Origin of the sequence: Bradyrhizobium sp. MOS001 (assembly GCF_004634465.1) — a bacterium.
GTDB classification, from domain to species: Bacteria; Pseudomonadota; Alphaproteobacteria; order Rhizobiales; family Xanthobacteraceae; genus Bradyrhizobium; species Bradyrhizobium barranii.
The window spans coordinates 129,340-142,727 of record NZ_SPVJ01000008.1 but is presented as its reverse complement, the minus strand read 5'-3'; the positions used below and the strand labels follow the sequence as shown (position 1 = coordinate 142,727).

Genomic DNA, 13,388 nt, shown 5'->3' with positions numbered 1-13,388 from the left:
GCTAACCTCCGAGATGCCAGATCACCGACCAGGGTGGGAGCCGATCGCCGCTGACGGAGCCCCAGATCGGCGTGCCTGTCGCGTCGCTGGGACGTGCGATGTCCTTGTCCGAGAGATTGGCGGTCAGGCGCAACCTCGCGCCGTCGCCCATGCGCCAATGTGCGGTGAGCAGGCCGCTATCGGCCGTCGCGGCATCGCCGAACCTCGCACCCTTCAGGCGCGGTGCGATCTCCTTGTGACGCAGCGCGAGCAGCTCCCGCACCAGCGCCAGCCGCGCATCCTGCCCCGGCGTGTGGCCGGTCCAATCCAGCACGGCCGATTGCAGCGTTTTGGGATCGAGCGGATCGGGGACCTCGTCGCCGTATTTCTCGGAGGCCCAGGCATATTCCTGCTTGCGGCCCTTGCGCACGGCATCGGCAAGGCCACCCTGGAAATCGCAGAAGAACGGGAAGGGCACCGTGGAGCCCCATTCCTCGCCCTGGAACAGCATCGGCACCATCGGTGCGAGCAGGGTCACCACGAGCGCGGCTTCGATCTGCCGCGGTGATGCCAGGCTCTCGAGCCGGTCCCCCAATGGGCGATTGCCGATCTGGTCGTGGTTTTGCAGGAAGTTGACGAAGGTCGCCGGCGGCAGCTCGCCGCTCGCCTCGCCGCGCGGCTTCTTGCCCCAGAACTCCGAGGTCTCGCCCTGGTAGACGAAGCCCGAGGCGAGCGCGCGCGCAAGATCCATGCGCGGCGTCTGGTAGTCGGCGTAATAGCCCGCGAGCTCGCCGGTCAGCATCACGTGCCAGACGTGGTGATAATCGTCGTTCCACTGCGCGCGATATTTGCCGTTGGGCGGATCCTGCGCGGCATCGAGCAGGCTGGCGCGGTTGTCGCCGTTCTCCAGCACGAGATGGATATGCCGTCCGGTGGCCTTGGCAAGCTCGCCGGCGGCGACGCTGAGATCCTGCAACATCGACTGCTCGCCCGGGATCGCCATGATGTGATTGGCGGCATCCAGTCTCAGGCCATCGAAGCGGTAGTCGGTGAGCCAGGACAGCGCGTTCTCGACCGCGAAGGCCCGGACCTGCGGCACGCGATAATCGATCGCGCTGCCCCATGGCGTATGCGCATCGGTGAAGAAGGCCGGCGCATAGCGGCCGAGATAATTCCCCTCGGGGCCGAAATGATTGTAGACGACGTCGAGGAACACCATCAGCCCGCGCAGATGCGCCTCGTCGATCAGTGTCTTCAGGTCCTCGGGCCGGCCATAGGCGCTGTCGGGCGCGTACCACAGCACGCCGTCATAGCCCCAGCCGCGGCGGCCGGCGAAATCGGCCAGCGGCATCAATTCCAGCGCGGTGATCCCGGTCGCAACGAGATGATCGAGCTTGTCGATCATGGCGCGGTAGGTGCCCTCAGGCGTGAAGGTGCCGACATGGGTCTCGATCAGCACCGTCTCTTCCCAGGGACGTCCGCGCCAATCGCGCGCGCGCCACGCGAAGGCATCATGATCGACGACTTCGCTCGGGCCAAAAACGTCCTCCGGCTGGAAGGCCGATGCGGGATCGGGCACGTCGATCTCGTCGTCGATCCTGAACTGGTAGGGACTGCCGACGGGCAGGCCGGCAATCTCGGCGACATACCAGCCATCCTGCCGGCGCTGCATCGCGTGCCGTCTGTCGAGCAGGAGATCGACTCGGCGAGCACCGGGCGCCCACAGCCGGAACGACACGCCGTCCTTGGTCGGCCTCGCCCCGAAGGATGGTCTCATAGCGCCCCCGCGAAGGCGAGCACGGAGCGCGGCGGCGCCTTGCTGTCGCTTCCGGGCTGCAGATCAACACTGTTCGGCCTGGCATCAGTGGTGTTCAGGATCTGCTGCCAGCTTTTGTACTCGGCCATTTTGGGCAATTTGAATGCGATCTCTTCGGGGGCGGCGTTCAGTACGATAAAGATCGCGGCGCTCCCCGGTTCCATCGGCCCCATCACATACGAGAGGAACCGCCCTTCCGGGAATTTCCAGTCGTTCTCCGTCATCTCGTCGCCGGCAGGCGTCAGCCACAGCGCGCCGTAGGAGACGCCGTCCTTGGGCCGGCCGTCGAGCCAGCGATGGCTGCGAAGCTGCGAGAACCGGCGGCGGATCTCGGCGAGCCCGGCGACGAAATCGATCATGTCGTCGCCATCCTTGCCGAGATTGTCCCAGCCGACCCAGCCGACCTCGTTGTCCTGGCAATAGGCGTTGTTGTTGCCGGACTGCGAATTGCCGACCTCGTCGCCTGCCAGGATCAGCGGAACGCCCTGCGCCAGCATCAGGCAGGCCAGCACGTTCTTGCGAAGCTGCCGCCGCAGCCCGAGAATCCCGGGATCGTCGGTCGGACCCTCGACACCGCAATTGTTGCTGTGGTTGTCGCTGGAGCCGTCGCGATTGTCCTCGCCATTGGCCTCGTTGTGCTTCTCGTTGTAGCTGAAGAGGTCGGCGAGCGTGAAGCCGTCATGCACGGTGATGTGGTTGATGCCGGCGCGCGGCCGCCGTCCGTCATGGTTGAACAGGTCGGATGACGCCGTCATGCGGCTCGAGATGTCGCCGATCAGGCTGCCTTCACCGCTCCAGTAGCGGCGCATGGCGCTGCGATACCGATCGTTCCACTCCGACCATTGGGAAGGGAATGCGCCAACCTGGTAGCCGCCGAGCCCGAGATCCCAGGGTTCGGCGACGAGCTTCACCGCCGCCAGCACCGGGTCCTGCCGGATCGCCGTCAGGAACGAGCTGCCGCGATCATAGCCGTTCGGTCCGCGCGCGAGCGTGGTGGCGAGGTCGAAGCGGAAGCCGTCGACATGGCAGACCTCGACCCAGTAGCGCAGCGAATCCATCACCATCTGGAGCACGCGCGGATGGGTGAGGTTCACCGACGAGCCGCAGCCGGTGAAGTCGTCGTAATAGCGCGGGTTCTCGCGGTTCAGCCAGTAATAGGAGGCATTGTCGATGCCGCGGTAGCACAGGGTCGGACCGAGATGATTGCCTTCGGCCGTGTGGTTGTAGACGACGTCGAGCATCACCTCGATGCCGGCATCGTGCAGGCGCGCGACCGTGGTGCGGAAGGAATCGAGCGCATTGTCCTGGGCGTAGCGCGGTTCGGGCGCGAAGAAGGACAGCGTGTTGTAGCCCCAGTAGTTGACGAGCTTCTTCTCGACCAGAATGCGGTCGTCGATGAAGCTGTGGATCGGAAGCAGCTCGACGGTGGTGACGCCGAGCGTTTTCAAATGCTCGATCATCGCCGGCGACGACAGGCCGCCATAGGTGCCGCGCAAATTCGGCGGCACGTCGTCGCGCTTCTGCGTCAGACCCTTGACGTGGGCCTCGTAGATGATGGTGTCTTCCCAGGGGATGTTCGGCCTGATCTCGCGGCGGCCCCAGTTGAAGGTCTCGTCGACGACGACCGCCTTGGGCATGCCGCGCGCGTTGTCGCGCCGGTCGAAGGAGAGGTCCTCGCGCGGCGAACCGGTGCGATAGGCGAAATGGGCATCGCTCCAGACCAGCCGCCCGGCGAGCCGTTTGGCGTAGGGGTCGAGCAGCAGCTTGTTGGCGTTGAAGCGGTGGCCGTGCTCGGGCTCGTAGGGGCCGTGCACGCGATAGCCGTAGAGCTGGCCCGGCGAGATGTCGTTGAGATAGCCGTGCCAGACGTCCTCGGTCCGCTCGGGCAGCTCGACACGCTCGAGTTCGCGCCTTCCCTGCGTGTCGAACAGGCACAGCTCGACTTTCTGCGCATTGGCGGAGAACAGCGCGAAATTGGTGCCGCGTCCGTCCCAGCTTGCGCCGAGGCGTGCGGGCGATCCGGCAGTCAGGCGCATCGGTCAGCTTTCCGGAACGAGGAAGATCGCGGCGAGCGGCGGAACGGTGAGGCGAAGCTCGGGCGCCTTGCCGCCAGCGGCATGAACCTCGCCGATGTTTCCGACATCGGTGCCGCCGTAATGGGCGGAGTCCGAATTGAACACCTCTTTCCACTTGCCGGCAAAGGGCACGGGGACGCGATAGTTGCGATAGACGTTGGGTGAGAAGTTGATGATCACGAGACACCGTGCGTGCTCGTCGAATCCCTTGCGCAGCCAGGCGAACACGTTGCGGTTGGCGTCATCCGTGATCAGCCATTCGAATCCGCCCTGTTCGCAATCCATCTGGTGCAGCGCCGGCACCGCGCGATAGAGCCGGTTGAGGTCGCGTATCAGCGCCTGGATGCCGGAATGATACTTGTATTCGAGCAGGTGCCAGTCGAGCGACTGGTCGTGATTCCATTCGCGGCTTTGCGCGATCTCCGCGCCCATGAACAGCAGCTTCTTGCCGGGATGGCCGAACATGAAGCTGTAATAGGCGCGCAAATTCGCAAAGCGCTGCCATTCGTCGCCGGGCATGCGGCCGAGGATCGAACGTTTGCCGTGCACGACCTCGTCATGTGACAGCGGCAGGATGAAGTTCTCCGAGAAAGCGTAGTGCAGGCCGAACAGGATATCGCCGTGATGATGCTTGCGGTGGATCGGATCCTTGCTGATGTAGTTCAGCGTGTCGTGCATCCAGCCCATGTTCCACTTGTAGCCGAAGCCGAGCCCGCCGAATTCGACCGGGCGCGAGACCTGCGGCCACGCGGTGGATTCCTCGGCCGCCGTGGTCGCCTGCGGGAAGCGCGCGAACAATTCGGTGTTGAAGCGGCGCAGGAAAGCGATCGCCTCGATGTTCTCGCGGCCGCCATACTGGTTCGGAATCCAGGCGCCCGGCGGGCGGCTGTAGTCGAGATAGAGCATGGAGGCGACCGCATCGACGCGCAGGCCGTCGATCGCGTAACGCTCGAGCCAGAACAGCGCGTTCGACACCAGGAAGTTCGTCACTTCGGTGCGGCCGTAATTGTAGATCAGCGTGCCCCAGTCGAGGTGGCGGCCCTGGAGCGGATTGGCATGCTCGTAGAGCGAGGTGCCGTCAAAGCTGCCGAGCCCGTGCGGATCGTCAGGGAAATGGCCGGGCACCCAGTCGAGCAGCACGCCGACGCCCTCGCGATGGCAGGCATCGACCAGCGCGGCGAAATCCTCAGGCCCGCCGAAGCGGCTGGTTGGCGCATAGAGGCCGGTCGGCTGATAGCCCCAGGAGCCGTCGAACGGATGCTCGCTGACGGGCAGGAATTCGAGATGGGTAAAGCCCATGTCGCGGGCATAGGCCGGCAGCTGCTCGGCCAGTTCGCGATAGGTGAGCCATTCGTCGCCGTTCTTGCGGCGCCAGGAGCCGAGATGGACCTCGTAGATCGACATCGGCGCCGAGAGCGCGTTGATGCCATCCGGCGCCGGGCGTGGGCGCGCGAGATGTGCCTCGTCGAACACGATGGAAGCCGTCTTCGGCCGCACCTCGCTCGCAAAGGCCATGGGATCGGACTTCAGCGGCAACTGGTGGCCGTGCGGCCCGATGATATCGAACTTGTAGTGGTCGCCGCCCTTGGCGTGCGGGATGAACAATTCCCAATAACCGGCACCGCGGACCCGCATCGGATGGCGCCGCGCGTCCCAGAAATTGAAATCGCCGACCACGGACACGCGCCGCGCATTCGGCGCCAGCACGACGAAGCCGATGCCGTCGATGCCTTCGAGCCGCATCGGATGCGCGCCGAGCTTGTCGTAGAGGCGCTGATGGGTGCCTTCGCCGAGCAGATAGAGATCGAAATCGGTCAGGATCGGCGGGAAGCGATAGGCGTCCTCGAACTCGACGATGTTGTCGCCGAACCTGGCGCGGAGCTGATAGCGCTTCGAGCCGTTCGGCAAGGCGCCGATGAACAGGCCCGAAGCGTGGACGCGATCGAGCTTCGCCACCTCGCCATGTTCGCCCACCGCCTCGACATTGGTGGCCTCGGGGAGGAACGCGCGCACCACGCTCGTGCCGCCCTCGGGATGCAACCCGAGATAATGGAAGGGGTCGGGGTGGCGGCCCTCGATGATCGCGTAGGCCTCGGCTGGCAGTTTAGGCATGGGCTTCGCTCTCATTGGACAGAATGCGAAGCAGTCCGGTCAGCGGCGCGCGGAGCCCCTCAGGCCGGTGGGACAGCTCGTACTCTACTTCGTCGAAGGCTTGATCAAGCAGGAAAAACCTTAACAGGCCTTCCGCGGATTGCCGATCTTCCGGCCACAGCCGGCGATCGGTCATGGCTTCGCGGTAAGCGCTAAGGAATGTCGCGGCGGCGCGTTCGCGCCATTCGCCGAGTGCGGTCGCGAGCCGGTCCTGCTCGTCGGATGCGCCCGTCAGCGCGCGGCTAAGCGCTGTGTTAACCGAAAGCTCGATCGAGCGGATCAGGCCGGCGACGTCGCGTGCGGCCGGTGCCTTGCGCCGCTTGTCGGCCAGCGCGAGATGCGGATTGCCGTCGAAGTCGATGATGAAGATATCGTCCTTCACGATCAGAATTTGCCCGAGGCGGAAGTCGCCATGATGACGGATGTTCAACCCGCCGATGCCGGATGGCAAGAGGGCGTCGAGGTGGTCGGGCAGGGTCGCACGCACCGCGACGAGCTGATCGATCAGCGGCCGGTCGGATTCCCGCAGGCCGTCGCGGCTGTCGGCGAGCCGTTCAAAAACCCGCTCGGCCCGTGCCTTGAGGTCGGAGGCCCAGCGTTCGACCTGTGCGGGGCCGATCGGCTCCGGCGCGAGATTGTCGGGCCTTGCGGCGGCGAGAGCCACGTGCAGCTCGGCGAGCCGCCGGCCGATCTGCGCCATGAAGTGCAGATAAGGCGCCTGCTCCTGGGTCTCTCGGGGCGCTTCGCTCATCGGCGCCAACCGCTGCTCGTCGATATAGCGGTCGAGATAACCCGTGGTGACGGCCCAGCCGTCGCCCTGGTTCTCGACATAGGCGTGCAGCACGCCGACCGCGCTGCTTCTGTCGCCTTCGACCAGCTCGACGCTGCCGAGCAGCGCCGGCGTATTGGCAAAGTGCGCGACGTCGGTGAGGTAGGAGCCGATCTCGATCTCGGGATTGATGCCGCCTTCGAGCTGGCGATAGATCTTGGCGACGTACTGGTTGTCGACCAGCGCCGTGCTGTTCGACTGCTCGATGGCGCGGATGCGTTCGGGCTCCTTGATGATGTAATCTGCGAACCGGCTGGTCGCCTTGAACTCCAGACGCAGATTGTTCTCTTCCACCACCAGGTTCTGCGACAGATTGCGCAGGAACAGGCCGATGAAGATCTGCTCGGTCGCGACGTCGAGCAACGTACCTTCGCGCGCGCCCTGACGCACGGCGGCGAGCGCCTTCGGGTTGAAGCGTTCGCGGTCGAAGCGCACCCATTCGATCTGCATCGGCAGCACGTAGCGCGCCGTGGCATCCTGTTGCGGGGTTTCGAAGACCGCGATCCAGGGCCTGTTGTCGCCGATGTCGCAGAACGGCACCGCCGAGGTCAGCGTCGGCTTGATCTGCTTGGGATCTTGCTCGGGATACCAGCGCGTGCGCGACAGGAAGCCTGGCAGCACCTCGTGCTCGAACACGCCGCGCTCGCGCGCCAGCGACACCCAGGTCGAATTGACCGGCACCACCAGCGTCTCGAATTCAGGCACCGCGCGCGGCGTCACCGGCTCGGACTTGTTGCGCTCGGTGAGCTGGAACCAGTAGAAGCCGTAAGGCCCCAGCGTGATCATGTAGGGCACCTCGCCGATCGGCGGAAAACGCGTGCGTCCGAGCATCTCCTGCGGAATGCGGTCCTTCCACGGCGACAGATCGAGCTCGGTCGCCTGGGCTGCGCGCGAGAGGTTGGCGACGCACAGAATCACCTCGTCGTTGTACTGCCGGACATAGGCCAGCACGGCGCGGTTGGCCGGGCGGATGAAGGTCATGGTGCCGCGGCCGAAGGCGAGGGTCGATTTGCGCACCGAGATCAGGCGCTTGGTGGCGCTGAGAAGCGAGGACAGGCTGCGCGACTGCGCCTCCACGTTGACCGACTCGTAGCCGTAGACGGGGTCCATGATCAGCGGCGCATAGAGGCGGGCCGGATCGCAGCGGGAGAAGCCGCCATTGCGATCCGGGCTCCACTGCATCGGCGTGCGTACGCCGTTGCGGTCGCCGAGATAGATGTTGTCGCCCATGCCGATCTCGTCGCCGTAATAGATGATCGGCGTGCCGGGAAAGGACAGCAGCAGCGAGTTCATCAGCTCGATCTTGCGGCGGTCATTGTCCATCAGCGGCGCCAGCCGCCGGCGGATGCCGACATTGATGCGGGCGCGGGGATCGTTGGCGTAGGTGGTCCAGAGATAGTCGCGCTCGACGTCGGTGACCATCTCCAGCGTCAGCTCGTCGTGGTTGCGCAGGAACAGCGCCCATTGGCAGCTTGCGGGAATGTCCGGCGTCTGGCGCAAGATGTCGGTGATCGGAAAGCGGTCTTCCTGCGCGATCGCCATGTAGATGCGCGGCATCAGCGGGAAGTGGTAGGCCATGTGGCACTCGTCGCCGCGGCCGAAATATTCCTGCACGTCCTCCGGCCATTGATTGGCCTCGGCCAGCAGCAGCTTGCCCTTGGAGTAGGAGTCCAGTTCCTGGCGCAGGCGCTTGATGATCGCATGCGTCTCGGGGAGGTTCTCGTTGTTGGTGCCGTCGCGTTCGCAGAGATAGGGGATGGCGTCGAGGCGGAATCCGTCGACGCCGGCATCCAGCCAGCGCTTCATCACCTGGATCAGGGCGCTGACCACGCGCGGATTGTCGAAATTGAGGTCCGGCTGGTGCGAGAAGAAGCGGTGCCAGTAGAACGCCCCGGCCTCGTGGTCCCAGGTCCAGTTCGACTTCTCGGTGTCGGTGAAGATGATCCGCGTGCCCTGGTATTTCTGGTCGGTGTCGCTCCAGACATACCAGTTGCGGGCGCTCGAGCCCGGATGGCTGCGGCGCGCGCGCTTGAACCATTTGTGCTGGTCGGAGGTGTGATTGACGACGAGCTCGGTGATGACGCGCAGGCCGCGCTTCTGCGCTTCCTGGATGAAGCGCTTGAAGTCCTTCATCGTCCCGAAATCGGGATTGACCGAGCCGTAGTCGGCGATGTCGTAGCCGTCGTCGCGCCCGGGCGATGGATAGAACGGCAGCAGCCACAGCGCGGTGACGCCGAGCTCCTGGAGATAGGGCAGCTTCTCGGTCAGTCCGGCGAAATCGCCGATGCCGTCATGGTTGCTGTCGGCAAACGCCTTGACGTGGAGCTGGTAGATGATTGCGTCCTTGTACCAGAGTTCATCCACGATCTCGGCTGCCTCGGCTTTTTGGGTGTCGACGGAAGACAAAACATTCATGGCGTGATCCTTACGCCAGGCAGCGGAACAGCAGCGCCGGGTCGCGGTCGGGATCGATATATAATCTGATCCCGCCCCATTCGATGCGGGACAGTTCGCCTGTGATGAGATTTTCGAGTGCGGTGACGTGGCGGCGTGCGCCGCCGGCGTCGATGGTGAGGTCGCCCAGCGGCAACCAGACTTCGCGGACATGGCCCGAGAGGGCGATGACCGCGACGACGGTGTTGGCTGGATCGGCCGCCTCCTTGGCAAAGGCGATCGTCTCGCCGTCCTCGACGCCGAGGAAGCGCAGATTCTCCGTTTGCTGAAGCGCGGCGTTATCGTTGCGGATGCGATTGAGCGCGGCGATGTAGGTCTTGATGTTGCCGGGCCGGTCCCAGTCGCGCGGCTTGATCTGGTATTTCTCGGAATCGAGATATTCTTCGCGGCCGGGAATCGCGTCATGCTCCAGCAGCTCGAACCCGCTGTAGATGCCGTAACTGCCGGACAGCGTCGCGGCCAGCGCGACCCGCGACTTGAACGCCCAGGGCTCGCCGCCCTGGAGATGATAGGGCAGCAGGTCGGGCGTGCTCACGAACAGATTCGCCCGATAGAAATCGCGCTCGGGATAGCGGGTCAGCTCGCCCAGATATTGCTCCAGCTCCCACTTCGCCGTGCGCCAGGGGAAATAGCTGAAGGACTGTGCAAAGCCGAGCTTGGCGAGGCCCTGCATCAGCTTCGGTCGTGCAAAGGTCTTGGAGAACAGGATCACCTCGGGATGGCGGCGGCGGATGTCGCTGATCAGCCACTCCCAGAACGGAAGCGGCGCGGTGTCGTGATTGTCGATGGCGAAGATGGTGACGCCGTGGTCGATCCAGAACAGCATGGCATCGCGAAACGCGTTCCACAGCCCGGCCCTGTCGACGGAGGCGAAATCGGGGATGACGATGTCCGAATAGGGATCATCCGCCGTCCGCACCGAGCGGTCCGGCCGCCATTTGAACCATTCCGGATGCTGCGTCAGCCAGGGATGGTCCGGCGAGCATTGCACGGCGAAGTCGAGCGCGAGCTCGAGGCCGTATTCGAGACAGGTCGCGACCAGCGCGCGGAAATCCTCGATCGTGCCGAGCTCGGGATGCAGTGCATCGTGCCCGCCCTCGGCCGTGCCGATCGCATAGGGCGAGCCGGGATCGCCTTCGGTCGCCACCGGCGCATTGTTGCGGCCCTTGCGGCGGGTGCGGCCAATGGGGTGGATGGGCGTGAAGTAGAGCACGTCAAAGCCCATCGCGGCGATGTCGGGCACGCGCGCGATGCAGTCACGCAGCGTGCCATGCCGGCCGGGACTCTGGCCCTGGCTGCGCGGCATCATCTGATACCAGGCGCCGAAGCGCGCTCTGTCGCGGTCGACGATCAGCGGGAAGTTCTGCGAGCGGGTCAGGTCGGGCCGCGACTGGCTCTCAGCCATGGCCGCGCCGAGATCGGCTGCCAGCAGCGAGCCGACATCGCCGGTCTGAAGATAGTCCTCGCATTGCTTCACGATGACCGCCGCGGCGTCCTGCCGGGCGCCATGTGCCTTGGTCAGCAGGCCGGCGCCCTCGATCGCATCGAGGTTGACGTCCGCGCCGGCGCGCCGCTTGCGCTCAACCCCGTGCGACCAGGTGGCGAACTCGTCGGTCCATGCCTCGATCGCATAGACATATTGGCCGGGCTCAACGGGGGTGAACGCGCCGGACCAGCGGTCATTGCCGTGATGGATCATCGGCTCGCTCCGCCATTCCCGGTCCTGCTCTCCTCGCCAGATCAGCGCGGCACCGATCACCGCGTCGCCGTCGCGATAGATGTCCGCCCAGACGTCGACCCGTTCACCCGCAATACGCTTCACGGCGAAACGGCCGCCGTCGATCGAGGGATAGATATCTTCGATGAGGAAAGCACCGCCGGCTGCGGCACTCTCGACAGTTTGAATTGTCTTGTTCACGGTGATGCCATTGACAAGAAAGCAGGAGCCCGTTTCCCTTGTCGGGAACCTACGCTTGATACCAATATAGAAAGCCGCTTGTGTGTCATTGGTTCCCTTGGGAACGGCAGGCACGGTCTGCGAGTTAGCCCTGACTAACCTCTTCCACGACCTCGTTAAATTCCCTGCCCCCGGCCGGATGACGGCCTGCAAGCTGCGTGCCGAATGGATCTTTTAGCTCAAGCCCGGATCAAGGGCGTTCAGTCCGAATTCGTCGATGCCCTCGGAAAGCTGCGGGTCACCGATCCCGTGGCCCTCAAATCCATCCTCGAGGCCCTGCCGGAGAAGCGGGTTTACCGCTTCGTCGGCGGGCCCGTGGTGGTGCGCGCCCTGGGACATCCGCGCACCGAATTGAGGACAATCGGCGCGCCGCCGCTGCAATGGACATTGCGCGCAAACGGCAATGTGATCGCGCAAGGCGAGACCCACGAGCCCGTGATCGCCTGGCCCGCCGGCCTGCCGCTCGGTTATCACCGGTTGACGCTGACCGACGCCAAGGGTGTTGCGGAAGAGGTGCCGATGATCGTGGCGCCCGAACGCGCCTTCGGCGGCGATTTCGCCCGTGGCTGGCTGCTTGCCGTGCAGCTCTACAGCGTCCGCTCGGACCGCAATTGGGGCATTGGCGATTTCACCGACCTCGCCGATCTCGTCCGGCTCGCCAGGCAGCTCGGCGCCGATGGCGTCGGGCTCAATCCGCTGCATGTCCTGTTCGACAACCACCCCGCCGATTGCAGCCCTTATTCGCCGAACAGCCGGCTGTTTCTCAACCCGCTCTATATCGACGTCGAGGCGATCCCGGAATTTTCCGCCGACCTCGTCCCCGACGCGGCTGCGACCGCCGCGCGGCTGCGCGAAGGCGATCGCGTGCCCTATGCGGACATGGCGGCGCTGAAATGGCTCGGCCTGCGCGCCGCCTACAACAGTTTCGTGACGAGCGCGAGCGAGGCGCGCCGCAAGGAATTCGACGCCTTCTGCGCGGACCGTGCGCCGCTGTTGTCCCGCTTTGCCTGCTTCGAGGTGCTGCGGCATCGCTTCTCCGGGCCTTGGTGGGAGTGGCCGCAAGAGTGGCAGCAGCCGGATGAAGCCAAATGCGCCGAGCTCCGCAACGGCCCCGACAAGCGCGAGGTCGAGTTCGTCGAATTCGTGCAATGGACGGCCGATAGCCAATTGCATGCCGCCAAGGAATTGGCCGGCCAGCTCGGCATGCGCGTCGGGCTCTATCTCGACGTCGCCGTCGGCGTGCAGTCCAACGGCTTCGACGCCTGGAACGAGCAGATGGCGATTTCGCGCCATCTCGCCGTCGGCGCGCCGCCCGACGTGCTCAACACCGTCGGACAGGATTGGGGCCTCGCCGGCTTCAATGCCGGTGGTCTGGAGGCGCAATCCTTCGTGCCGTTCGCCGACATGCTGGCCGCCTCGATGCGCCATGCCGGCGCGATCCGGCTCGATCACGTGCTGGGGTTGAAGCGGCTGTATCTGGTGCCGCGCGGCTTCAAGCCGGACAACGGCGCCTATGTTCAGATGCCGTTCGAGGCGCTGCTCGGCGCCGTGGTGCGCGAGAGCGCGGCGCACAAATGCATCGTGATCGGCGAGGACCTCGGCACCGTGCCGGAAGGTTTCCGCGAGACCATGCAGGATTTCGGCATCTGGTCCTACCTCGTCATGATGTTCGAGCGCGACGATGCCGGCCGTTTCCGCAATGCCGACCATTACCGGCCCAACGCGCTGGTCACGCTGAACACGCATGATCTGTGCACCTATGCCGGCTGGCGCTCCTTCAGCGATCTCAAGATGAAGCGCTCGCTCGGGCTCGACCCCGGCGAGAACGACCAGGCGCGCTGGGATGCGCTCGGCAGGCTCGACGAGATCCTGCGCCAGAACGGCATCAACGCCAACGATCTCTATTCGGTGCTCGCCTTCCTGTCGCGGACGCCGTCGCGTCTTCTGGCGGTGTCGCTGGAGGATCTGCTCGGCGTGATTGACCAGCCCAACATTCCCGGTACGATCGATGAGCATCCGAACTGGCGCCAGCGCCTGCCGGTGGCGCTCGACAAGATCGCCGCCAAGGTCGATGTTACGGCCTTGAAGGCGGCGACGCGGGAACGCTCGTTGACCGGCGGGAGTTGA

Annotated in this window: 6 protein-coding genes; 1 reads left to right on the top strand and 5 read right to left on the bottom strand. The window is 64.9% G+C overall.

What is annotated here, in order from left to right:
* Position 1 precedes the first annotated feature (1 nt).
* From treZ to CT676_RS14615, 5 genes are read right to left on the bottom strand one after another with little or no spacing between them, the layout of a single operon-like run.
* Positions 2 to 1,756: a malto-oligosyltrehalose trehalohydrolase gene (gene treZ, locus CT676_RS14635; protein ID WP_135214833.1), complete on the bottom strand. Its 1,755-nt coding sequence runs from the start codon at positions 1,754 to 1,756 to the stop codon at positions 2 to 4.
* Complete coding sequence (glgX, locus tag CT676_RS14630; RefSeq protein ID WP_085405232.1) at positions 1,753 to 3,831, bottom strand: glycogen debranching protein GlgX; 2,079 nt, start codon at positions 3,829 to 3,831, stop codon at positions 1,753 to 1,755. Before glgX ends, treZ begins: the two co-directional genes overlap by 4 nt.
* A 3-nt stretch (positions 3,832 to 3,834) precedes the next feature.
* The gene (gene glgB / locus CT676_RS14625) at positions 3,835 to 5,982 is read right to left on the bottom strand and encodes a 1,4-alpha-glucan branching protein GlgB (RefSeq protein ID WP_085405231.1); all 2,148 of its coding nucleotides are present in this window, start codon (positions 5,980 to 5,982) and stop codon (positions 3,835 to 3,837) included.
* The gene (gene treS, locus CT676_RS14620) at positions 5,975 to 9,265 is read right to left on the bottom strand and encodes a maltose alpha-D-glucosyltransferase (RefSeq protein ID WP_085405230.1); all 3,291 of its coding nucleotides are present in this window, start codon (positions 9,263 to 9,265) and stop codon (positions 5,975 to 5,977) included. The genes glgB and treS overlap by 8 nt, the downstream gene beginning before the upstream one ends.
* A 10-nt stretch (positions 9,266 to 9,275) precedes the next feature.
* Positions 9,276 to 11,222, bottom strand: coding sequence for a maltotransferase domain-containing protein (locus CT676_RS14615; protein ID WP_085405229.1), 1,947 nt, complete (start codon positions 11,220 to 11,222; stop codon positions 9,276 to 9,278).
* A 204-nt stretch (positions 11,223 to 11,426) separates the two neighbouring features.
* Here CT676_RS14615 and malQ point away from each other — a divergent pair, with 204 nt between their 5' ends.
* A complete protein-coding gene (malQ, locus tag CT676_RS14610; RefSeq protein ID WP_135214832.1) occupies positions 11,427 to 13,388 on the top strand; it encodes a 4-alpha-glucanotransferase in 1,962 nt (653 codons plus the stop codon).

Excerpts from the sequence above, each read along its gene's own strand:
- treZ (WP_135214833.1), bottom strand. The coding sequence starts at position 1,756 with ATGAGACCATCCTTCGGGGCGAGGCCGACCAAGGACGGCGTGTCGTTC.
- malQ (WP_135214832.1), top strand. The coding sequence starts at position 11,427 with ATGGATCTTTTAGCTCAAGCCCGGATCAAGGGCGTTCAGTCCGAATTC.
- glgX (WP_085405232.1), bottom strand. The coding sequence starts at position 3,831 with ATGCGCCTGACTGCCGGATCGCCCGCACGCCTCGGCGCAAGCTGGGAC.
- glgB (WP_085405231.1), bottom strand. The coding sequence starts at position 5,982 with ATGCCTAAACTGCCAGCCGAGGCCTACGCGATCATCGAGGGCCGCCAC.
- treS (WP_085405230.1), bottom strand. The coding sequence starts at position 9,265 with ATGAATGTTTTGTCTTCCGTCGACACCCAAAAAGCCGAGGCAGCCGAG.